The organism is Rhizobium sp. P28RR-XV (genome assembly GCF_012641385.1).
In the GTDB taxonomy this organism is placed as follows: domain Bacteria; phylum Pseudomonadota; class Alphaproteobacteria; order Rhizobiales; family Rhizobiaceae; genus Rhizobium.
Genome location: NZ_JABAIG010000016.1, coordinates 107,029 through 129,586, shown reverse-complemented (window position 1 = coordinate 129,586; position 22,558 = coordinate 107,029). Strand labels below are relative to the sequence as shown.

The 22,558-nt window shown below is 59.2% G+C and carries 21 protein-coding genes and 1 pseudogene; 15 read left to right on the top strand and 7 right to left on the bottom strand.

All coding sequences use genetic code 11. The features are described from left to right. Positions 1-133: 133 nt before the first annotated feature. Complete coding sequence (locus tag HGP12_RS28470; protein WP_168843957.1) at positions 134-451, bottom strand: hypothetical protein; 318 nt, start codon at positions 449-451, stop codon at positions 134-136. Positions 452-819: 368 nt separating this feature from the next. Continuing rightward, positions 820-3,189 (bottom strand): DUF1989 domain-containing protein, encoded by a 2,370-nt coding sequence (locus HGP12_RS28465; RefSeq protein WP_168879975.1) that lies wholly within the window; start codon positions 3,187-3,189, stop codon positions 820-822. A gap of 244 nt (positions 3,190-3,433) precedes the next feature. Between HGP12_RS28465 and HGP12_RS28460 the strand changes: the two genes are divergently transcribed. From HGP12_RS28460 to HGP12_RS28450, 3 genes are all read left to right on the top strand, one after another. Next, positions 3,434-5,218, top strand: a complete 1,785-nt coding sequence (locus HGP12_RS28460; protein ID WP_168843955.1) for an APC family permease — start codon at positions 3,434-3,436, stop codon at positions 5,216-5,218. 205 nt (positions 5,219-5,423) lie between these two features. Next, positions 5,424-6,209 carry a class I SAM-dependent methyltransferase gene (locus HGP12_RS28455; RefSeq protein WP_168843954.1) on the top strand — a complete coding sequence of 262 codons (786 nt, stop codon included), beginning with the start codon at positions 5,424-5,426 and terminating at the stop codon, positions 6,207-6,209. A gap of 246 nt (positions 6,210-6,455) precedes the next feature. Further along, positions 6,456-8,072, top strand: coding sequence for a Fic family protein (locus HGP12_RS28450; RefSeq protein ID WP_168879974.1), 1,617 nt, complete (start codon positions 6,456-6,458; stop codon positions 8,070-8,072). A gap of 141 nt (positions 8,073-8,213) precedes the next feature. Here HGP12_RS28450 and HGP12_RS28445 read toward each other — a convergent pair whose 3' ends face one another. After that, positions 8,214-9,437: an MFS transporter gene (locus HGP12_RS28445; protein WP_168879973.1), complete on the bottom strand. Its 1,224-nt coding sequence runs from the start codon at positions 9,435-9,437 to the stop codon at positions 8,214-8,216. Positions 9,438-9,573: 136 nt separating this feature from the next. Between HGP12_RS28445 and HGP12_RS28440 the strand changes: the two genes are divergently transcribed. Next, positions 9,574-10,167, top strand: a complete 594-nt coding sequence (locus HGP12_RS28440) for a TetR/AcrR family transcriptional regulator (RefSeq protein ID WP_168879972.1) — start codon at positions 9,574-9,576, stop codon at positions 10,165-10,167. A gap of 49 nt (positions 10,168-10,216) precedes the next feature. Here HGP12_RS28440 and HGP12_RS28435 read toward each other — a convergent pair whose 3' ends face one another. Then, positions 10,217-10,867, bottom strand: a complete 651-nt coding sequence (locus tag HGP12_RS28435) for a glutathione S-transferase family protein (protein WP_168879971.1) — start codon at positions 10,865-10,867, stop codon at positions 10,217-10,219. Positions 10,868-11,006: 139 nt separating this feature from the next. Beyond that, positions 11,007-11,948 carry a LysR family transcriptional regulator gene (locus tag HGP12_RS28430; protein ID WP_312862951.1) on the bottom strand — a complete coding sequence of 314 codons (942 nt, stop codon included), beginning with the start codon at positions 11,946-11,948 and terminating at the stop codon, positions 11,007-11,009. 117 nt (positions 11,949-12,065) lie between these two features. Between HGP12_RS28430 and HGP12_RS28425 the strand changes: the two genes are divergently transcribed. The 7 genes from HGP12_RS28425 (at position 12,066) to HGP12_RS28395 (ending at position 18,641) form a co-directional block, all read left to right on the top strand. Further along, positions 12,066-12,776, top strand: a complete 711-nt coding sequence (locus HGP12_RS28425) for an SDR family NAD(P)-dependent oxidoreductase (RefSeq protein ID WP_168843949.1) — start codon at positions 12,066-12,068, stop codon at positions 12,774-12,776. Between the two features lie 186 nt (positions 12,777-12,962). Further along, on the top strand, positions 12,963-14,000 hold the full coding sequence (locus tag HGP12_RS28420; RefSeq protein WP_168843948.1) for a LacI family DNA-binding transcriptional regulator: 1,038 nt from the start codon (positions 12,963-12,965) through the stop codon (positions 13,998-14,000). A 20-nt stretch (positions 14,001-14,020) separates the two neighbouring features. After that, positions 14,021-14,971: a substrate-binding domain-containing protein gene (locus HGP12_RS28415; RefSeq protein WP_168879970.1), complete on the top strand. Its 951-nt coding sequence runs from the start codon at positions 14,021-14,023 to the stop codon at positions 14,969-14,971. Continuing rightward, complete coding sequence (locus HGP12_RS28410; RefSeq protein ID WP_168879969.1) at positions 14,968-15,828, top strand: ATP-binding cassette domain-containing protein; 861 nt, start codon at positions 14,968-14,970, stop codon at positions 15,826-15,828. Before HGP12_RS28415 ends, HGP12_RS28410 begins: the two co-directional genes overlap by 4 nt. Further along, positions 15,773-16,777: an ABC transporter permease gene (locus tag HGP12_RS28405; protein WP_168843945.1), complete on the top strand. Its 1,005-nt coding sequence runs from the start codon at positions 15,773-15,775 to the stop codon at positions 16,775-16,777. Before HGP12_RS28410 ends, HGP12_RS28405 begins: the two co-directional genes overlap by 56 nt. Further along, positions 16,777-17,853 (top strand): phosphotriesterase, encoded by a 1,077-nt coding sequence (locus HGP12_RS28400; RefSeq protein ID WP_168879968.1) that lies wholly within the window; start codon positions 16,777-16,779, stop codon positions 17,851-17,853. Before HGP12_RS28405 ends, HGP12_RS28400 begins: the two co-directional genes overlap by 1 nt. A gap of 17 nt (positions 17,854-17,870) precedes the next feature. After that, positions 17,871-18,641 (top strand): glutamine amidotransferase, encoded by a 771-nt coding sequence (locus HGP12_RS28395; protein WP_168879967.1) that lies wholly within the window; start codon positions 17,871-17,873, stop codon positions 18,639-18,641. A gap of 3 nt (positions 18,642-18,644) precedes the next feature. On the opposite strand, the gene HGP12_RS28390 is transcribed toward HGP12_RS28395, so the two are convergent. Then, the gene (locus HGP12_RS28390) at positions 18,645-19,547 is read right to left on the bottom strand and encodes a PfkB family carbohydrate kinase (RefSeq protein ID WP_168879966.1); all 903 of its coding nucleotides are present in this window, start codon (positions 19,545-19,547) and stop codon (positions 18,645-18,647) included. A 26-nt stretch (positions 19,548-19,573) separates the two neighbouring features. Here HGP12_RS28390 and HGP12_RS28385 point away from each other — a divergent pair, with 26 nt between their 5' ends. The 3 genes from HGP12_RS28385 to HGP12_RS28375 all read left to right on the top strand — a co-directional run bounded on the left by HGP12_RS28385 (position 19,574) and on the right by HGP12_RS28375 (position 21,471). Next, complete coding sequence (locus tag HGP12_RS28385; protein ID WP_168843941.1) at positions 19,574-20,416, top strand: BtpA/SgcQ family protein; 843 nt, start codon at positions 19,574-19,576, stop codon at positions 20,414-20,416. Between the two features lie 5 nt (positions 20,417-20,421). Then, positions 20,422-21,066 carry a TenA family protein gene (locus HGP12_RS28380; protein WP_168879965.1) on the top strand — a complete coding sequence of 215 codons (645 nt, stop codon included), beginning with the start codon at positions 20,422-20,424 and terminating at the stop codon, positions 21,064-21,066. Positions 21,067-21,153: 87 nt separating this feature from the next. Further along, positions 21,154-21,471 (top strand): WGR domain-containing protein, encoded by a 318-nt coding sequence (locus HGP12_RS28375; protein ID WP_168879964.1) that lies wholly within the window; start codon positions 21,154-21,156, stop codon positions 21,469-21,471. Between the two features lie 173 nt (positions 21,472-21,644). Here the strand turns inward: HGP12_RS28375 and HGP12_RS34710 are convergent. Next, positions 21,645-21,767 (bottom strand): annotated as a pseudogene (locus HGP12_RS34710) (transposase); the annotation flags it as partial. A gap of 123 nt (positions 21,768-21,890) precedes the next feature. Here HGP12_RS34710 and HGP12_RS28365 point away from each other — a divergent pair. Further along, the gene (locus tag HGP12_RS28365) at positions 21,891-22,238 is read left to right on the top strand and encodes an NIPSNAP family protein (protein ID WP_168879963.1); all 348 of its coding nucleotides are present in this window, start codon (positions 21,891-21,893) and stop codon (positions 22,236-22,238) included. Positions 22,239-22,558: the final 320 nt, after the last annotated feature.

Below are 22,558 nucleotides of genomic sequence, written 5' to 3'. Positions count from 1 at the left end.
AGCTACGTCGTGCCCTCGGGGTTCCTTTTAGCGTGGTGGGGGGTTGCGCCAACCTTAAATACGCGGCCGGCGGACGTGGCTCATGGTTCGAAAACCATGAGCCACGTCCAGTCGATCCGCTCAGACGCCACCCTTAATGGCCTGAAACACTGGGCATGCTCTCCACCGTCTCCAGACCCGCTTGTTGGGGAGTAAGTTCGTCCGCTGCCGCGACCCATAGGCACTGGAGGGTTGAACCACCATTCTGATTCTGAATGTAGGTTGCATTGCCATTGGCAGCGTAAGAATCTGTGTGTCCTGCTGCGATATTGACGTTCTGCCAATTGTTGACGTGAATTATCGTCAGATTGTACGTCGATGCGTTTGGACCGCGATTATATACGTGTAAGGTCCCCGGCACTTTTCCTAGTACATGTATTTTTCCATCTGGTGGTATGTTGACGACTGCCATTTTCAGCTCCTCTTGTTGAATAGCGTACAACTGTCCCGCGCGAGGGGGTATGGGCTATCCTCCTTGCTTAAGACAGCGCGACAATAGAGGCCGCCGCCTCAATGAGATGTGCGGAACATCACAGACAGGGCGGAATATCACGGCTTGAAAACCGCTACGTGCCGCGCGATAAATTCGCTTGTGCCGAAAAGCGCTCATCGAGTGCCGCCGTCAATGATCGGAAAGCGACAACAGATCCACGATGGACGGAAGCAGCGCCTGGAGCGGGCCGGATATGAGATGGTACTCGCCCGCTGGTGATATGAGGCCGTCGACCCCGATAATCGCTCGGTAGCGTAAACCCTGGAGATGGAAGGGCCGGAGATGCTCTAGGAGCGCGGCCGCGTCTTCTGCGGGTCGTAATGTGATAGGGGCACGATGACGGCCGGAAGCCGCTTCTGTTGACCATCGAGCTTGCCGATCTCGACCTTGGTGCCGACAGCCGCATGGGTGACATCGACGCGGGCGAGCGCAATGGTCTTGCCGAGAATCGGCGACCGTGTCGCGCTGGTAACCACACCGATTTGCGCCCGGCCTATATGGATGCAATCACCATGGCCGATGGCTTCGTTTGCTTCGACATCGAGGCCTACCATCAGATGGCGCGGATTTTCCTTTCTGCGGATCAGTGCCTCGCGGCCGATGAACTCGTCCTGCTTGGATTTCAGGGGCACGGTGAAGCCGATGCCCGCCTCGAAGGGATCAGTCTGATCATCGAACTCATGATGGGCGAAGACAAGGCCGGCCTCGATGCGCACCATGTCCAGTGCCTCCAGACCCATCGGTTTTAGACCATAGGGCACGCCGGCTTTCCAGACAGCGTCGAAGACGGTTGCCGCATCCTTCGGGTGGCAGAAGATCTCGTAGCCGAGTTCGCCGGTATAACCGGTGCGGGAAACGACGATCGGCGCGCCCTCGAAATGGCCGATACGGCCGACCGCGAAACGGAACCATTCGAGTTCGCTGATCGTCGGCTGCCGGGGCGCAGTCCAGATGATCTCTTTCACGATATCCCGGCTTTTCGGGCCTTGCAGCGCGATGTTGTGCATCTGGTCGGTGGAGGAGCGGATCCAGGCCTTGAAGCCCTTCTTCGCGGCCTGCTCGCGCAGCCAGATACCGCTATAGTCATCGCCGCCGATCCAGCGGAAGTTCTTATCGCCGAGACGAAACAGCGTGCCGTCGTCGATCATGCCGCCATGCTCGTAGCACATGGCGGAATAGACGACCTGGCCGGGCGACAGCTTGCGCACGTCGCGCGTCAGGCAATATTGCAGCAGTTCTTCCGCATCCGGCCCCGTCACCTCGAACTTGCGAAGCGGCGAGAGATCCATCACGACGGCGCGTTCGCGGCAGGCCCAGTATTCCTCGACCGGTCCTTCCGAGGAGAAGCGGTTCGGCAGCCAGAAGCCACGATATTCTGTGTAGTCACGCGTCAGGGCGGAGAGGCGCGGGTGAAACGCGGTCTCCCGCGTCAGTTCGGGGTCGGCATCAGGGGTCATGCGATAGGCCACCGCTCGTGTGAATTTTTCTTTGCCGGAAAAGGTGCGCACGTGGATATCGGTCGGGTCCCAGCCATTGGCCGCATCGATGTCATCGGGGCAGGATGAGGAGACGCAGACGAGATCCGTCAGCGCACGCATCAGGACATAGTCCCCTGGTCGCGACCAGGGTTCGTCGAGATAGAGCTGATTATTGTGATCGACATTGGTGTTGTAGAAGTAGTTCAGTGCCTCCCAGCCTTTGCGGCCGGCGATGCCATAGGGTGCGAGCGCCGCATTGAAATTGTCGGTGCAGTTTACATGGCCGGGATAGCCCATGTCGTCGTAATAACGGGAATTGCAGGCGGTGGCGAAGGCATCGTGGCGGCCGACCGTATCCTGCACGATTTCCACCAGCGGCTCGAAATCGCGATCGAAAGCCTTGGACGGAAGTCCGGGTGCCGGGTAACTGCGACCGAGCAGGGTGCGGGTGACAGTGGAATCGAGCGCGAGATCGAGCCCTTTGTCGACCTTGCGGGCGGAAAAGGCCTGAAAGTCGGTGCATTGCCGGCCATAGACATCGATGATCTGGATATACTCGCCGGCCCGAACGAAATAGGCGGAAGCGGTCGCCGCTCTGATGCGAATGTCTTCGATCGGATCGGCAAGAGGTTCCGGCAGCGCGGACGTATAATCTCGCAGGATAGTCGTGCGGCGTATCCTGACCTCGATGGGCGTTGCCGTATCCTGCGCCTCCGGCGACATGGCCGTGCCCGGCGCTGAGGCGATCAGCAGGCCTTTGAGAGCGACGGTGAATTCCGCCGTGCTGCCCGCCGGCGATGACGCGCCGAAGAGGCGCAGCGCCGTCGCGGACGCCATGTCGGCTCCACGCCGTTCCAGCGCTGCTTTCACGCGAGAAGCACTTTCATTTCCAGATGAAAGGATAGCCTTCAGGCCTGCCGCCTCACCGCTGAATGCCGTGCCCAGGCCAGCGGATTGAAAGCGCCCTTTCTCATCTAGAAAGGTCAGTTCGCAGATCTGGCCGCCTTCGCTGTCCGTCAGCGTAATCCGATCACCGGGCTCGACTCGCAAGACCAGCGACCCGCCGCCCTTGCAGCGATAGCGTTCGGTATCTTGCGGCAACGCCGGAATGCCCGGATATCGCACGATGCTCGCCGAAATCGGCCGTATTCCGGCTGTTGGCGGGTGGAGATCTCGCATAGAGCCCTCTCGGGAAATGGGGGTGCGTCGAGGCACCGGAATCATGCTGACAAAATGCCGGTGGAAAGTAAAGGGATATTGACTAAAAAGAAAATATCTTCACTATGCATAAAGGGCATGCATCTGGAAACCCGCGCACAGACTCGGCTTATGAAAACCTCCAGCACGCCCCGCAATGCCATGGGAGGCACGTTCAGGGAGACGTACGAGAGATACGTCCGGAACAAAATGGGGAATTTCGACAATGACGGATATCGTGGACGCCGGCGCTTCTGCCGGCACCGAAGGAAAACTTATACGCGCGCTTGACTGGAAGGGCGCGTTCTGGGTGGCTGCCGGCGTGCCGCCGCTTGTTCTCTTCTCCATTGGCGGTATCGCCGGCACCACGGGCAAGCTTGCCTTCGTTGTGTGGATCATCTCGATGATCATGGGCTTCCTGCAATCGTTTACCTATGCGGAAATTGCCGGCATGTTCGCCAACAAGTCCGGCGGCGCCTCGGTCTATGGCGCGACGGCCTGGCTGCGCTATTCGAAATTCATCGCGCCACTGTCCGTCTGGTGCAACTGGTTTGCCTGGTCGCCGGTGCTCTCGCTCGGCTGCGCCATTGCGGCCGGTTATATCCTCAATGCCCTCTTCCCCATTCCCGCAGCGGATTCACAGGCCGTCTTGAGCTGGATCAGCGCGCATGCGACGTCGATCACCGCCGATAGCCCGCGCATTGCCGAATACATCGCGGCCCATGCCGGCACATCGCCAGACGATGCGGTAAAAGCGCTGCTCAGCGCCGATGGCGTTGCCGCCTTTACGCCCGCCATCCGCAACTGGTCTCTCGTCAGCTTCAATATTCCCTTCCTCGCAACCGCCAATATCAACGCCACCTTCTTCATCGGCGGCATCCTGATGTTGATCATCTTCGCGATCCAGCATCGCGGCATTTCCGAAACGGCGAGCGTGCAGAAATGGCTCGCCATCATCGTTCTAGTGCCACTGCTCATCATCGGCGTCTATCCGATCGTCAGCGGCCAGATCGTCTCCGCCAACGTTACGGGACTGTTGCCGCCGACAGCGGCTTACGCCGCGACCGACGGCACCTGGAGCAATGGCGGCTGGACACTCTTCCTCGGCGGCCTTTATATTGCCGCCTGGTCGACCTACGGTTTCGAGACGGCAGTCTGCTATACCCGCGAGCTCAAGAACCCGAAGACGGATACGTTCAAGGCGATCTTCTATTCGGGGCTTGCCTGCTGCATCTTCTTCTTCCTCGTGCCCTTCGCCTTTCAGGGCGTGCTTGGCCATGCGGGCATGCTGGCACCGGGCATCGTCGACGGCACCGGCGTCGGTGAAGCGCTCGGCGGCCTCATCGGCGCCGGCCGCATCGTGACGCAGCTGCTCGTCATCCTGATGATCCTTGCACTGTTCCTCGCTATCATGACGGCGATGGCCGGTTCGTCTCGCACCCTCTATCAGGGCTCGAAGGATGGATGGCTGCCGAAATATCTCGATCATGTGAACGAGAACGGCGCGCCGACGAGAGCGATGTGGACGGACTTCGCCTTTAATCTCTTCCTCCTGGCCATCGCGTCCGACACCAGCGGCTATTTCTTCGTGCTGGCTGTGTCCAACGTCGGATACATCATCTTCAACTTCCTCAACCTCAATTCCGGCTGGATCCATCGCATGGACTCCGGGCATATCGAGCGTCCGTGGAAAGCGCCGTCCTGGCTCATCGGCCTCAACACCGTGCTTGCCTTCGTCAATGCCCTCTTCCTCGGCGCCGGTGCCAAGGTTTGGGGCTATGCGAATGCACTCTGGATCGGCTTCGCCTTCGCGGCGCTGATCCTGCCGGTCTTCGCCTACAGGCACTATGTGCGCGACGGCGGCAAATTCCCGGCAGGCGCCATGGACGATCTTGGGCTGATCGGCCAAGATCTGGGTGTCAAGAAAGCGGGCATCCTGCCCTATGTCGCGCTCGTCGGGGGCCTCGCTATCGTGTTAATCGCTAACTGGGCTTTCCAGCTACCGGCATAATGGCACCTGACGAACCTCCCATTCACAGCACTGAGGGTCCGGCTCGCTTGGCAGGCCGGACCTTGCCGCCAGGGAAGAATTCGCGCGATCTCCTTGCGATCGTTGATCACCGCGCCGGTGAACCGCAGTTGCAATGCGCGCCTTCCCCTTCCGGTGCATCTCCTTTATACCTCCCGGTCCGATAATATTGGGCAGGAGGATGACCGTGAACGCCGATGAAGTCGCCGCTCATTGGGAAAACAACGCCGAGACTTGGACCATCTACAGCCGCGCGGGCTATGACAGGTATCGCGATGCGTTGAACACGCCCGCTTTTTTAAACATGCTGCCCTCGGTTACCGGCCTAAAGGGGCTTGATCTTGGCTGTGGCGAAGGCTCGAACACCAGGGCGGTCGCGCGCCTTGGTGCCCGCATGACGGGTCTTGATATCGCACCGACCTTTCTACGCTATGCCCGCGAAACTGAGGCAAGCGATCCGCTCGGCATCGAATATGTACTTGGAGACGGCCAGTCCATCGACTTTCCCGAGGCAAGCTTCGATTTTGTTACCGCCTTCATGTCGATGATGGACATGGCTAACCAGCAGGGCGTGCTCAATGAGGTAGTGCGCATTCTCCGACCCAATGGCTTTTTGCAGTTTTCCATCCTCCATCCCTGCTTCGTGCCGCCAACACGCAAGAACATCCGTGACGAAAAAGGCGAGCCGATTGCGGTTCAAATTGCCGACTATTTCGACGAGAGAGACGGGCGAATCGAACGCTGGGTCTTCTCGTCCATCCCCGCAGAAGAGCGTTCGGCGCTGACGCCATTCTCGATTCCTCGATTTCACCGAACGCTTACAAGCTGGGTATCGATGATAGTTGGTGCCGGTCTTGTGATCGAGGCATTTGGTGAACCGATGGCAAGCCGCGAGGTGGCGTTTGCCGAACCGGTGGTCGCTGATACCCGCATAGCACCGATCTTCCTGCATATCAGGGCGCGCAAGGCCTGATACGCATCTTGCTTCCCCGTCGGCTTGCTCGCCGGTTTCCAGAGATCGGAAGCGAAGTTCGGAAATTTTATCCGAAAATTCTCTCATCTAATTGATAAAAAAAGATATTTTTAAATCCCAACATCGGAAAATTTTACGCAATCGGCTAAACTTAAAAGATCGGAAGTAAAGATCGGAAAAAAATTTGCCGTTCTCAGCCTAACGTACTAGATATATGTATGTTTTAGTGATGCAAAGATCGGAAAAATGGAAGAAGTTCCCACCCGCATCGAGCCCGCTTTTTTTGAAGGAAGCATCCCATCGAGCTTGTCCGATCTCGTTGTCGAAATACAAATGGCTGCGGCTAACTTGGGTAGTGGGCTACACAACGACGCAGCATCTGAGCTGGCGGACCTCGTCCGCGTAATGAATTGCTATTACTCCAATCTAATCGAGGGGCACAACACTCGCCCAAAGGATATCGAGAGAGCATTGGCGGGCGCTGAAGTTGAAGAGGCAACCCGTCCATTGGCTCTCGAAGCCAAAGCTCACGTAATAGTGCAAAGGGAAATTGACCATCTTAGCCACAGCGCAGCATTACCCGAGCCGACCTCGATTGAATTCATTTCGTGGGTGCATCGCCGGTTTTACGAGGAAATGCCGAATGAGTTCCGGTTCGTGGAACGTCCGGATGGGAGTAAAGTGGAGATCGTACCAGGCCAATTTCGTGCAACGGATAAAGACGACGTCGCGGTAGGCCGGCATTACCCACCATCGTCTCAAGTCGTCAGCGCTTTCATGAAATATTTTTCTTACCGATATAAGATGGCACAAGCTAGCGCGACCAGCCGGATTATTTCGATTGCTGCCGCTCACCACAGATTGAACTTCATCCACCCCTTCACTGATGGAAACGGTCGTGTCAGCAGACTGATGTCGCACGCAATGGCGCAAAATGCGGGAGTGGGCGGTAAAGGACTTTGGTCGATCTCTCGGGGATTGGCTCGTGGCTTGAATGAGAAGACTGAATACAAGCGCATGATGGATTACGCTGACTCACAGCGAATGGGCGAAAGGGATGGGCGCGGCAATTTATCCGCAAAAGCCCTTCAGGATTATTGCGAATGGTTTCTCTCGGTCGCGTTGGATCAGATCAATTTTTCAAAGGCAGTTTTTGCTTTCGAAACCCTGGAGGCTCGTTACCGAAAGTTGGTAGAGTCTGTCACCGATGACAAATGGGCTCCAGACGTGATTTCAGCCGTCCTTCGCCATGGTTCGCTGAATCGCGGTGATGTCAATTTGATCACAAAGACCACAGATCGAACTGCGCGCAAAACGACGAAGGAGCTGGTCGATGCGGGCTTTTTGAAATCATCCTCGCCGAAGACACCGGTCCGCATTGCTTTCCCACTTGATTACAGAGAACGACTGTTCCCCAACTTGTTCGCTGATGGTGATGTCGCTGCTCCGAAGCCAATCACCCCGACATTCCTAACACAAATGAAACGAGACGTCATTGTCCTCTCAGTTCCCACTGATGTTGAAGATATCACTGAGGAAGTCGAACGACGGATTGAACTTATCCCCAAGCTCCAAAAATCAGAGGGGGTAGAGAAGATTTTGGGAGATAGCGCCGCCAACGAACTCGCCCAATACGGCAAGGCAAAGGCAAATTGGAAAACGGTCCAAGAACGCGTAATCAATGAAAGTATCGGCCAACATGGCCGCTCACGAGCCGAAGTTATCAAGACCCTTCACGATCATAGCCCTGGAGCAATTACCGAAGAGCAAAAGGCAGATGTTGCAAGACGTGTCGAGGAAGCCGCTCCAGGATTGGTCGCACGATACAATGCTTCTAGGAACCAACGCAAACCGAAGAGGTGAAAATACTGTAGCCACCTTGCCGCCAACAAATTGCCTAAGGCGAATGCGGTGAGCGCAGAGCTTGCAGCTATAATGGCTGAAACCGACGATGCCGAAACTGAGGCGGAACGCTATTTCCCGAAATGATGTCTTCAGCACCACTCATTCGGCGGCTTGCTTGACGGCCGTAGCATCGCTTGCTCGCGCGCCTGAGAGGTTTCTTTGGCCGAGCGCCACGATCAAGACAGTGACCGCGCTCGATACGACGGAAACCCAGAAGCCATTCAAGGGTCCGAAATTATCGACCATCCAGCCGGAAACGAAGGCGCCGAGCGCCATGCCGATACCAATGCCCGTCATGATCCAGGTCACGCCTTCCGTCAGCATTGCCTCCGGCACCCGGCGCTCGATCAGCCCGAACGCGGTGATGAAGGTCGGGGAGATGGCAACGCCGCTCAGGAAAACCGCAAAGGCAAGCAAGGCAATCGACGTGCCGGCAACGAGAAGCGGCAGCGAGGTGAGGGCAAGGACACCGACCGCAACCAGCAACTGCCTCTGAAGCGGCATTTTGGGGTTCAGCGCTCCGATGACCAGACCGACGATAAACGAACCGAGGGCATAAACGCCGATGACAAAGCTTGCGGCGCCGGGCTGGCCGAGCTGCTTGGTGATGGCGACGGCGCTCACTTCCGCCGTAGCGAAGGTGGAGCCGACGAAAATCAGGGCAAGTGTGATGATCTGGACCGGACGCAATCGGATTGCCGAATGTTGCGGACGATCGGAACCGAGCGCATGCACCTTGGGCTCCGTCGACCGCTGCAGCAAGAAGGCCGTCGTCCCCAGCGCAAGGAAGATCGTGCTGACAAGCATCCCGGCCTCCGGGAACAGAGCGACGGAGAGGCCGACCGAAAGGGAAGCCCCGGAGATATAGACGAGCTCATCGGCCGCGGATTCGAAGGCAAAGGCCGTGTTGAGCTCAGGCCGGGCACGGAAGATTTCCGTCCAGCGCGCACGCACCATGGCCGGAATGCTCGGCATGGCGGCCGCAACGAAGGCCGAGGCAAACAGCGTCCATGCCGGCCAATCCTGATTTGAGGCGATGACGAGAACGACGAAGGCGATGACCGAGAGAATGGTGGTCGGGGCCACCACCGCACGCTGGCCGAGCCGGTCGACCAGCCGGGAAATCTGCGGCGAGACGAATGCATTGGCCAAAGCGAAGGTGGCGGAAACCGCGCCGGCGAGCCAGTATTCACCGCGCGTCTGGGAGAGCATGGCGACGATGCCGATAGGAGCCATCGCAATGGGAATGCGCGCGAAGAAGGCCGCGGCCGAAAAGCCTTTCGCACCCGGCGCTCGGAAGATCTCACGGTATGGATTGGACATCGGAACGCTCCATGGATTGAACGAAGCCGCCACAGACATACGCGGCGTATGCGAATGAAATAATTGCATACGCCGCGTATGTCAACTAATATACGCAGCGTATGCGAATTTATGTAAAACCACTGACGGAGACGTAATGCGCAAACCCCGTAGTGAAATGATCGCCGAGACCCGAGCCAAGCTGCTGGCCGCTGGCCGTACGGCATTTGGTAGCGTTGGCTATGCCGACGCATCAATGGACGACTTTACAGCGGCGGCCGGACTGACGCGGGGGGCACTATACCACCATTTCGGCGACAAGAAGGGGCTGCTGCAGGCCGTTGTCAGCGAGATCGATGCGGAAATGACCGCAAGACTCTGTGCGATCTCGTCGAGAGCACCATCGCGCTGGCAGGCATTCGTCGATGAGAACGTCGGATATGTAGAGATGGCGCTGGAACCGGAAATCCAACGCATCATGTTTCGCGACGGCCCGGCTGTGCTTGGTGATCCCTCCGGATGGCCGAGCGCCAACGGCTGCATCGCGACAATCACAGAGAGCCTTCGCCACCTTCGAGACGAGGGTATCATCGTGGAGATTGACCCGGAAGCCGGCGGCCGCCTCATCAATGCAGCGAGCAGCAGCGCTGCACAGTGGATCGCCAATTCGGACGATCCCGAGGCGACATCGAAACGGGCGGTCGAGGCTTTTCGGACTTTCCTCGAAGGCTTGCGGATCGAGAAGGACTGATCGGCCGAGAGATCTCCGATCCCGACCATAGATACCGGATGCAGCCTTGTCAGCCCGCCGATGCGGTGGTGAAGACCGCCAGCTGAGCCTCGAAAGCCCGCTTGTAGGCCGGCCGGGCTTCCCCGCGGGCTACATAGGCGGAGAGGTTCCGATAGTCCTGCAATATCTCCGAGTCCTTCAGCCTGAGCAGGACCGATATCATCATGAGATCGCCGGCGCTAAACGCCTCCTCGAGCCATTCGGCACTGCCGAGGCGATTGGACAGTTCGGTCAGTCGCTGGCGGATGCGTTCGTCGACCATGGACAGGCGCTGCTCGTACCAGATCTGATCGCGCTCCTGGATTCTTACGGTTGCTCGATCGATGATCGGCGGCTCTACTGTGGAAAGAGCGGCAAACATCCATGTGATCGCCCGTGCACGGGCGTTGGCATCGTCCGGCAGCAGGCCAGTATGACGCTCCGCTATATGGAACACGATTGACCCCGACTCGAACAAGGCGAGATCGTCCTCTTCATAGGTCGGGATCTGCCCGAAAGGATGAAGCGCGAGATGCGCAGGCTCCTTCATCTCCTTGAAGGAAAGGAGGCGCACCTCGTAAGGCTCGCCGACCTCTTCGAGCGCCCAGCGAACGCGCATATCCCGAGCCAAACCCCTGCCGCGATCCGGCGACTTTTCAAAGGCGGTAATCGTTATCGTCATTGCTGCTCTCCATGGCTTGTCTGCCCTAAAGACGGGTGGCTGAGCAAAATTCCGACACTTCGTTTGCAAGTTAGTTTCCGAGAGCGGGAATACCCCAAAAGCCACGACGGATCGTCAAGGCTCACTCTGCTGAATCGATTCACGGATAGGCCGCTCGGCATACCCGCGCGACGATGTCGCGCAGCCATCGGTGCGCCGGGTCGGCATCGGCGCGCGGATGCCATATGGCGGAGACGAGTATTTCGGGCGTTTCGAATGGTAGTTCGAAGCCGCGTATGCCGCGCGCCGCCAGGGGCTCGTTGACGCCGTTCTTGCCGAGGCACGAGGCAGGAACGGCCGCAACGAAATCGGTCGAAGCCGCAATTCTCATTGCATCCGGAAATCCCGGCACCACGACGCGTATTTCTCGTTTCAGGTTCTTCTTTTCTAAGGCCTCGTCGACTGCCTCAGCGAACTCTCCGTTCCTCGAGGCGACGACATGGCTGCAGGCCGCGTAGCGCTCCACCGTTACGGCCTCACCGGTGAGCAGAGGGTGGTCTTCCCGGGCAATCCCGATAAGTCGATCGCGAAGCAGAAGTCGGGTCCGTAATTCAGGCGCCGGCACGCCAAGCACACCGATTTCCAGATCGACCAGCCCCTCCCGAAGCGCATGGGGCTCCTTGTCAGGCTTCAGCACAAAGCGGATGCGGACATGGGGAGCGGCGTCGGTCATGGCGGAGACCAGAGGCGCCGCCAGGAATTCAAGAAATGCTTCGCTCACACGCATGGAGAACGTCGTCTCCAGCGTGGCCATGTCGATCTCGCTTGCCGCCGGCCGCAGAATGGCGCGTGCATCCTGGGTGACGGCATGAACGGGGTCCCGAAGTGCCTCGGCAAATCGTGTCGGCACGAGGGACCGGCCTGCTCTGACGAGCAATGGATCGCCTGTCACCGCTCGCAGCCGCGACAACGTACGGCTCATGGCGGAAGGGCTGAGCCCCAGCCGCTTTGCCGCTTCGGTCACGCTTCCTTCGGCCAGCAGGGCATCAAGTGCGACGAGAAGATTGAGGTCGATGTCTTCCATGACGATTGGGTAGACCAAATCCGCAGACACGCCTAGCGTTGGACGCAACTATTCTTTGCATTGCATGCGTCTGGCGAAATCCAGGCCGGGCTTTCATATTTGGCCTAAAGCACACGAATACAGGAGGCATGTAACATGCCATCATCCACTTCCACCTCCGGCAGCATATTGATCATCGGCGCCTCCCGCGGGCTCGGCCATGCCATGGCCGAAGAGTTCTTCAAGAAAGGCTGGTCCGTCGTCGGTACGGTGCGGGCCTCCGCGTCGCGGACAAAACTGCACGATCTCGCGGACGCCTCCGCCGGACGGGTCACGATTGAGATACTCGACATCAACGAACCGGACCAGCTTTCGTCTTTGCGCGCGTGCCTCGACGGCCGAGCCTTCGACATCCTGTTCGTCAACGCCGGAACAACGAATGTTCCGACGGAAACGACCGCCGATGTAACGACGGAGGAATTCGTCCGCGTCATGGTGACGAATGCGCTCAGTCCGATGCGAACCGTCGAAGGCCTGCAGGATCTCGTCTCGCCCTCGGGCATGATCGGCGTCATGTCGTCGGGGCAGGGCAGCGTCAGCAACAATACGACTGGCATGCGGGAAGTCTATCGCGGCAGCAAGGCAGCCTTGAACACCTTGATGCGCAGCTATGCCGCCCGTCACGGAGATGATGCGCGCGCATTGGTTTTGATGGCTCCCGGTTGGGTCAAGACCGATCTGGGCGGCCCGGACGGACGGCTGACGATCGAAGAAAGCATTCCAAGCCTGGTGAACGTGCTTCTCGATCAGCGAGGAAAGCGCGGCCTGCAATATCTCGATTACCTGGGCCGAACGGTCCCCTGGTAACCAGCGGATTAGGGAGAGAAACCCTCGACATCATTTGGCGCATCACTGAGTTCGCAGCGTTCCGCAAAACTGCCGAAAACATCCGCGCGAAATTTTTTACCGACCAACGCCTTTCGAATCCTCTTGACAGATTCTTGATTGTCACCGAGTTTAGTAAAGCGTTTTACTAAAGCGGTTTACAAGCTGATGGCAAAGGGACACACTCCTGGATTGAAGGACGTCGCGAAAGCTGCCGGCGTGTCGGTGACAACGGTCTCCCGCATGCTGAACGGCTCCCTGGATCTGCCCCAACTCACCAAGCGGCGGATCGAAGAGGCGATCGCATCCCTCAAATATCAGCCGAACCCGCATGCCCGGCGGCTGAGCCGCGGCCGCTCCGACACGATCGGTCTCGTCGTGCCCGACATCGCCAACCCGTTCTTCGCGACCATGGTGGCAGCCGTCGAAGAAGCGGCTAACGACAAGGGATTGGCCGTATCCCTCTATGCGACACTCAACCGGACCGGCCGCGAGGTCGCCTACCTCAGACTGATCGAGCACAATCACGTGGACGGATTGGTCTTCGTCACCAACCATCCCGATAACGGCGAACTTGCCGCTCTCATCAATCGAACGGGCAAGGTCGTCGTGGTCGACGAGGACGTTCCGCTCGCGACCGTCCCGAAACTTTTCTGCGACAATCGGCAGGGCGGTTATCTCGCCGGCCGCCATTTGGCTGAATTTGGCCATCGCGACGTGCTCTATGTCGGCGGTCCCGACGCCATGATCAGCACGCAGCGGCGCTTCAACGGATTGCATGAGGGGTTGCGGGAGCGCTTCGGCGGCGACGTCTCGATCCGGCGCTACAGCGGCGAATACACGATTGCCTGCGGACGGGAGATGGCGCTGCGGTTCCTGGAGGAAGGCATGCCGGCAACCGCAATCTTCGCCAGCTCCGACGAAATCGCCATTGGCATGATCGAAGTCCTGCGGGAGAAGGGGATTTCGATACCCGATGACCTGTCCCTGGTCGGCTTCGACGATGTCAGTCCGCTGCATCTTTTTGCGCCGCCGCTGACGGCGATCCGGCAGCCGGTGCGCGCCATCGGACAGCGCGCCCTGTCCCTTCTTCTCGAGACAAACTGGCAGGACAGCAAATCGCTCGCCATCGAGGAGCTCGTGCCAGTTGAAATCGTCGTGCGGAAATCCGTTGCACCGCCGTCGACACATAACAAGCAACGATAACCAAACCAGAGGATGAGAACATGGAACAGATCAGACGTCGGGCGTTCAACGTCGCCCTTGCCTTTACCGCGCTTGCGGGCGCGACCTTGGCAGCTCCACTCGCGCATGCCGCCGGCAAGACTTATGCACTGGTACAGATCAATCAGCAGGCCCTTTTCTTCAATCAGATCAACGAAGGCGCCCAGAAGGCCGCCGATGCCTCGGGCGACAAGCTCGTCATCTTCAATGCCAACAACGACGCTGCCGCGCAAAACAGCGCCGTCGAGACCTATGTCCAGCAGAAGGTCGATGGACTAATCGTCGTTGCCATCGACGTCAACGGCATCATGCCGGCCGTCAAGCAGGCTTCGGATGCCGGCATTCCGGTCGTCGCCATCGATGCGATCTTGCCGGAAGGCCCGCAGAAATCGCAGATCGGCGTCGATAACGGCAAGGCCGGCGAGGATATCGGTGCCTATTTCCTCGACTACGTGAAGAAGAACATGGGCGGCAAGGCCAAGGTGGGCATCGTCGGCGCCCTGAACTCCTATATCCAGAATCTTCGCCAGAAAGGTTTCGAAGACGCGATCAAGGGCGGCAGCATCGAGACGGTCGGCGTTGTCGATGGCCAGAATATCCAGGACAATGCTCTTGCCGCCGCCGAAAACCTCATCACCGGCAACCCTGATATGACGACGATCTACGCCACGGGCGAACCGGCTCTGCTCGGCGCGATCGCCGCCGTTCAGAGCCAGTCCAAGCAGGACAGCATCAAGGTCTTTGGCTGGGATCTGACCGCGCAGGCGATCGCGGGTCTCGATCAAGGCTATGTCGTTGCCGTCGTCCAGCAGGACCCGGCAGGCGAGGGCAAGGCCGCCGTCGAAGCCCTGGCGAAGCTGACCGCCGGCCAGAGCGTCGAAAAGAGCATCTCCGTACCGATTACGATCGTGACGAAGCAAAACGTCGATCCATACCGGGCCGTTTTCAAATGATGACGGAAAACCGGCCTGTTTATGCCGGAGCCGGGGAGGCGCAAGCCTCCCGGCATTCCTCCGGCTCGCCCGCCTTGACGCCAGCCGTATCGCTTCGCGGCATCCGCAAGACCTTCGGTTCGCATCAGGCGCTGCGCGGCGTCGATCTCGATCTTTTTCCCGGCGAGTGCCTCGGCCTTGTCGGCGACAATGCCGCCGGAAAGTCGACGCTCACCAAGATCATATCCGGCACCTATTTGCCGGATGACGGAACCATCTCGCTGAACGGCGAGGAGGTCAAATTCTCCAGACCAGCCGATGCGCGCGACCGCCACATTGAAATGGTCTTCCAGGATCTGAGCCTTTGCGATCACGTCGATGTCGTCGGCAATCTTTTCCTCGGGCGTGAAATCACCAGGGGACCCTTCCTCGATCGCCAGAGAATGCTGGCCGAGGCCCGCAAGATGCTCGATGCCCTCGAAATCCGTATTCCGCGTCTCTCGGCCAAGGTCGAGAAGTTGTCGGGCGGCCAGCGCCAGGCAATCGCGATTGCGCGGGCGGCCTCCTTCAATCCCAAAGTGCTGATCATGGACGAACCGACATCCGCGCTCGCAGTCGCCGAGGTCGAAGCCGTTCTGTCGCTCATCAACCGGGTCAAGGCGACCGGCGTATCCGTCGTCCTCATCACTCACCGCCTGCAGGATCTCTTCAGGGTCTGCGACCGGATCGCCGTCATGTACGAGGGCACCAAGGTCGCGGAACGTGACATCGGCAAGACCAATCTTGAGGACCTCGTCAAGCTCATCGTCGGGGAGAAAGACATTGACCGTCTACACCGAACGCAGCAAGGGCTCACCGATATCGGATTTCCTGAGTGAAAACGCTCAGGTCCTGTCGATCACCTTCTTCTTTGTGGCATGCCTCGTCTTCTTTTCGCTGACGACGACGACCTTCATGACGATGGGCAACATCCTCAACGTCGTGCGTCAGGCGGCCCCCATCCTTGTCGTGGCGATCGCCATGACCCTGGTCATCGTCACAGGCGGGATCGACCTTTCCGTCGGCTCCATGCTGGCTCTCATCAATGCGGTCGCCGCCGTCACGCTGGCGACGGGCATACCTTGGCCGGTGGTATCGATCGGCATGCTCGCCTTCGGCGGCATCATCGGCCTGCTGCAGGGCTGGTTCATCGCCTACCAGAATATTCCTGCCTTCATCGTCACCCTTGCCGGTCTCTCCATCCTGCGCGGCGTCGCTCTCTACCTGACCCAGGGTTATTCCATTCCGATCAATGGCGATGCGGGCTTCTTCTACATGGGCCGCGGCGAACTGGCCGGCTTTCCCGTTCCGGCGCTGATCGCAATCCTGATCGCGATTGTCGGTTATATCGTCATGGCCTCGACGAAATACGGACGCCAGATCGTGGCGGTTGGGTCGAACATGGAAGCGGCCCGTCGTGTCGGCATGCCCGCCAAATGGATCGTCGCTTCGGTCTATCTGGTCTCAGGGGTCGCATCGGCACTAGCGGGACTTTTGATCGCCGCACGTCTCGGCTCCGGCTCGTCGAACGCGGCCGTCGGCTTCGAACTTCAGGTGATTGCCGCCGTCGTGCTTGGCGGAACATCGCTCATGGGCGGTCGAGGCACGATGATCGGCACGGTTCTCGGCACCATGACCATCGCCGTCATCGGCAACGGCCTGATCCTGATGCATATCTCACCCTTCTTTACCCAAATCGTCACCGGGGCGATCATCCTTGTCGCCATCTGGCTGAACACACGCATCTTCACTACCAACTTCCGACTGTCGGGCAGGAGGAAGAGCTGATGGCAACGGATGAGCTTTCACCCGGTCACGGCCGGTCCGGACATGTGATGACCGCCTCGGGGTTGGTTCCGGTATCCGACATCGGCATCACCCTGATGCACGAGCATATTCTCAATGATTGCCGCTGCTGGTGGCACGCGCCGAAGACGCCCGAACGTCAATATCTTGCCGAGAGCTTCGTCTGTATGGAGATCCTTGGCGAGCTGCGGCAGGACCCCTTCGTCAACAAGCACAACATCACGCTGGATGACGAAAAGCTCGCCGTGACGGAGCTCAAGGATTTTGCCGGGCTCGGAGGCCGGACGGTCGTTGAGCCGACATGTCAAGGCATTGGTCGCGATCCTCTGGCTCTGCGACGGATTTCCAAGGCGACGGGACTGAACATCGTCATGGGGGCCGGCTTTTATCTCGGCTCGTCTCATCCGACGAGGGTTGCCGATATGTCCGTGGCTCAGATCGCAGATGAAATCGTGTCAGAGGCAACCGTGGGCGCGGATGGCACCGATGTGAAGATCGGCCTCATCGGTGAGATCGGGGTCTCGTCTGATTTCACGGCCGCGGAAGAAAAATCGCTGCGGGGCGCGGCGCAGGCGCATGTACGCACGGGTCTGCCCCTGATGGTCCACCTTCCGGGCTGGTATCGCCTGGGTCACAAGGTACTCGACATCGTGGCGTCCGAGGGCGGCGATCTCAGGCATACGGTGCTCTGCCACATGAACCCGTCGCATGACGATCTCACCTACCAATCGGAGCTGGCTGCCCGCGGCGCTTTCCTCGAATACGACATGATCGGCATGGATTTCTTCTACGCCGACCAGCAGGTTCAATGCCCAAGCGATGAGGAGGCTGCCCGAGCGCTCGTCAAGCTCGTCGAGATGGGACACAAGGACCGGCTCCTGCTCTCCCACGACGTCTTTCTGAAGATGATGCTCAAGCATTATGGGGGCAACGGCTACGCCTATGTCCTGCGTCACTTCCTGCCACGCCTAAAGCGCCATGGACTGGACGACGCAACGCTCGACATCTTCATGCGCGCCAATCCGAGGTCGGTCTTCGAGGCCGACACAACGCCATAAAAAGAAATGGAAACATCATGACAAAGAAGGTTCTTCTCGTCGGCGAAAGCTGGGTCAGTTCCGCCACGCACTACAAGGGCTTCGACCAGTTCGGAAGCGTCACCTTCCACCTCGGCGCCGAGCCGCTCGTAAAGGCGCTCGCCGGCAGCGAATATGAGCTCACCTATATGCCGGCCCATGAGGCGGTCGAACAGCTGCCCTTCGACATGGCCGGGCTGGATGCCTATGACGCAATCATTCTTTCCGATATCGGCGCCAATTCGCTGCTTCTTCCGCCGGCGGTCTGGCTGCATTCGAAGACCGTCCCGAACCGGCTGAAACTGCTCAAGGCCTGGGTGGAAAAGGGCGGCGGCCTGCTGATGGTCGGCGGCTATTTTTCCTTCCAAGGGATAGACGGCAAGGCCCGCTGGCGCCGCACGCCGGTGGAAGACGCGTTGCCGGTGACATGCCTGCCCTATGACGACCGCGTCGAAATTCCCGAGGGGACGACGCCTGTCATCGTCAAGTCCGAACATGCGACGGTTGCCGGCATGCCGAAGGATTGGCCTTTGCTGCTCGGCGTCAATGAAGTCGAAGTCCGCGAGCGCGCCGATGTCGAAGTCATCGCCCGATTGCCCGATGATCAGGGCGGGCATCCGCTCCTGGTAACCGGCCGCTTCGGCAAGGGCAGGACGGCCGCCTGGACCTCGGATATCGGCCCGCATTGGCTCTCCCCCGCCTTCTGCGAATGGGAGGGTTACGGGCGTCTTTGGAAGAATATCCTCGGTTGGCTGACGGAGGAAAAATAAGTGTCATTCGCCGGCAAGAATGCCGGTGAGCTCTGCTTTGCTGGGGAAAGCTGAGCGCGTTCCCCGGCGGCTGACCGTGATGGCGGCTGCCGCTGTTGCGTGACGAACGGCACGGGTGTCGAGTGTCGTGCCTCTGAGGGCAGCCGAGGCAAGCGCAACGGCCATGAAGGTGTCGCCGGCGCCGGTCGTGTCGACGACTTCGGTCGCAAGCGCAGCGACGGTAGTAAGCACCTGGCTGCCGCTGGCAAGGATCGCGCCGGCGCCTCCGAGGGTCAGAACAGTCTGCGCGACACCGGCTTCGGCCAGGCGGTGAAGGGCGGTCTCGCCGGACGATCCGGTCAGGCTTTCGGCTTCGCCCTTGTTGAGGAAGGCGATATCGATCAGCGGCCAGAGCTCGGCGAAGTACGGCCGTAGCGGGGAGGGGTTGAAGGCGGTCGTCAGGCCACGGCGTCTGGCTTCGGCAAGAATGCCGCGGGTAACGCTTTCGCTGAGATTGCCCTGCAGCACGACGAGGTCGCCGGCTGCAGCGTCCTTGAGCGGTGCAAGCGCCTCGGCAAGGGTCAATGCCTCGGCCGAGGCCGTCGTCGTCACGATGGCATTTTCGCCGTCTGGCGTGGTGAAGATGATGGAAAAGTCGCTGGAGCGGTTGGAGTGTCCCACAAGGCGGGCATCGACCGCCTCTCCGGCAAGTTGGTCGCGGATCGTCTGGGCGCGAAAGTCCTCGCCGACGGCGGCTACGAGCGTCGTGGAAAGGCCCGTCCGACCCATCACGACCGCCTGATTGGCGCCCTTGCCGCCAAGGTCGCGGGTTTCCTCCCGACCGAGGATCGAGGCGCCGGCTTCGGGCATGGACAATACGGATATGGTTTCGTCGATGGCGACGTTACCGATGACATAGGCACGCATGGCAGGCTTTCAGAAAGGAAAGAGAAATGCAGCAGATATCGGATAGGGCCTCAAGCGCCATACGGGAAATCTTCGGTACTGACAAGGCGCTGATCGGCATGATCCATTGCCCGCCTTTCCCCGGTGCTCCGCGCTATCGCGGCGCCGCGATGGATTCCATCTATGACACCTGTATTCGCGACGCCGAGGCGCTCGTCAAGGGCGGAATCCATGGCCTGATCATCGAAAACCACGGGGACATTCCCTTTTCGAAACCCGAGGACATCGGCCATGAAACCGCGGCCTTCATGTCCGTCGTGACCGACCGCGTTGCCCGCGCCGCCGGCGTGCCGCTCGGCATCAACGTCCTTGCCAATGCGCCAATCCCCGCCTTCGCGATTGCGATGGCCGGCGGCGCGAGCTTCATCCGCGTCAATCAGTGGGCCAACGCCTATGTCGCCAATGAAGGATTCATGGAGGGACGCGCGGCGGAGGCCATGCGCTATCGCTCGCTGCTGCGCGCCGAACATATCAGGGTCTTTGCCGATAGCCATGTGAAGCATGGCGCACATGCCATCACCGCCGACCGGACGATCGATGAGCTGACCCGCGACCTCGCCTTCTTCGATGCCGACGTCGTCATCGCCACCGGCCAGAGGACAGGCAACAGCGCGACGATCGAGGAGATCGAAGAGATCGGCGCCGCCACCCATCTGCCGCTGCTGGTCGGCTCCGGCGTCACCAAGGATAATATCGTCGAGATCCTCAAGCGCACGAACGGCGTCATCGTCGCCTCGTCTTTGAAGGAAGGCGGCGTCTGGTGGAACCCGGTTGACCCAGCCCGTGTCGCAGCCTTCGTCGAAGCGGCAAAACCCGGCCTGGAGGCGTAAGGACGATGGCACAAACCCTATCGGAGCAGATACTCGACGAGAACCGGCAAGTCTTTGAAGCGATGGTTCGCCACCGCTTCGTCGAGGATATCAAGGCCGGCCGCCTTCCGAACGAGGTCTTCGAGCGTTACCTCGTCTTCGAGGGCGCCTTCGTCGACACGGCGATTGCTATCTTCTCCTATGCCACCGCCAAGGCCGAGAGCATTGCGCAGAAGCGCTGGCTGATCGGCGTACTCGACGCGCTGGCAAACCAGCAGATCGCCTATTTCGAAAGGACCTTCGCAGCGCGCGGCATCGATCCGGCTCGATACGACACCGCTCGAGAAGATGTCGCCGCTTTCCGCGAGGGAATGCTTGCGATCGCCCGCGACGGCGGGTTTCTCGATACGATCGCGGCGATGTTTGCCGCCGAATGGATGTATTGGACCTGGTCGATCGAAACCAACCGATCGGCGATCCGCGATCCCCTGCTCAAGGAATGGGTCAAGCTCCATGCCGAGCCCGAATTCGAGGCGCAGGCGCGATGGCTGAAGGCCGTACTCGACCAGGCGGGCGAGACCATGGGTGGTGACGAGCGGAAGCGGCTGAGTGCCATTTTCGGTCAAGCACAACGTCTGGAAATTGGCTTCCACGAAGCCGCTTATTCCTAAAGGCAGCGATTGCCGATCCAGGCATGGTCTGCGAGCAGGGGAGGTTCGAAGAGGCGAGGGGACGACCGGTCCGAATAAATAACGGAAATGAATCGAACCGGGCCGACCGATTCAAAACACTCGTTGGACCCCTCCGGCTGGATCGATCATCCTGCCGGCATGCTTACTCAACCCTATCATCTATACATCGAACGCGCGGATGCCGGGCGGAACATGGCGCGTTATTATGTTCTGGAAATATCGACGACACTGTTCGGCGATACATGCCTGACAAGAAGATGGGGCCGCATAGGGTTCGGCGGACAGAGCATGGCACATCATTTCGCCGATGAAAGCGACGCTGTCAGGATGTTTCTCACATTGACCCGGCAGAAGCGGGCCAGAGGATACCGGCCGCCATCCTAAAGTGGTTTGGCTTTTCACAGAATCTTTGAACCATTCTATCTTTTTATTGTCCCGTAATTCCCGAGGGAAAATGGACCTGTCGCGAATTGGGATCCTTAACTATATACTGGCGACGCGACGAGCAATTCGCGCTCCCGATATTGTGGAGCGCACCAATGATTCTGAACGCCATTACCGACACTGTGTGCCGGTGGGATCAGAGGATCGATCAACGCCCATTCCCGGTCCGTTAAATCACTTGAAAAACGAAGCGCGCGTCTGTTATGCTCAGATTGAGCAATAGCGGTCCAGGTTATCGGAAGCCCTTTTGTTTCAGCACCCAAAGAGAATCACAACCTGCCGTTATCGCTCAACTACTTTTAAATCGGGCTCTCAGGGGCCAGCTCGGCCTGCTCTAAACTCACTCGGGGAGGATTTCCATGATCCATGAAATGCGCATCTATACCTGCTTGCCCGGCAAGCTGCCAGCGCTCCAGGAGCGTTTCGAAACGGCGACGCTGGCGATCTGGGACCGGCTCGGCATCCGCCCCCTCGGTTTCTGGACGACGATGATCGGGCCTTCCAGCTTCGATCTTATCTATTTCCTCAAATGGCAATCGCTGGAGGAGCGCGAGCGGAAATGGGCGGAATTCCTGGCTGATCCGGCGTGGAAAGAGGCCAAGGCAAAGAGCGAGGCGCCGGGCCAGATCGTTGCCAATATCGCCAGCTCGATCCTGCAGCCGACTGGATTCTTTCGCCCCTTTACCTCCGTCGAGGCCGACGGCTGAAGACGGATAGAAAAACCGCCCGGCACTTTTCCCGGAATTGCTCTAAGCGTCCGGGCCGGGGGCTCCCCAGATGGACCAGTGCCCGGTATTGGATCCATGGGCAACCTGGGTTTCGTCATGGGTACCATGCCTGTTATTTTCGCCGTCTTTTCTTGTCGTTTTCCGAGGCATTGAATTCCAGAATGCCAGAAAGATGAACCCGACCAGGCCCCCAAGGGCGAGCAAGCCTAAAACCATGTTTCCCATTGAAGCCTCCGCCGGCACCTGTCTCCTGCAGACGAAATCGTATCATATATGAGGGCTCATCCCGAATATGATGA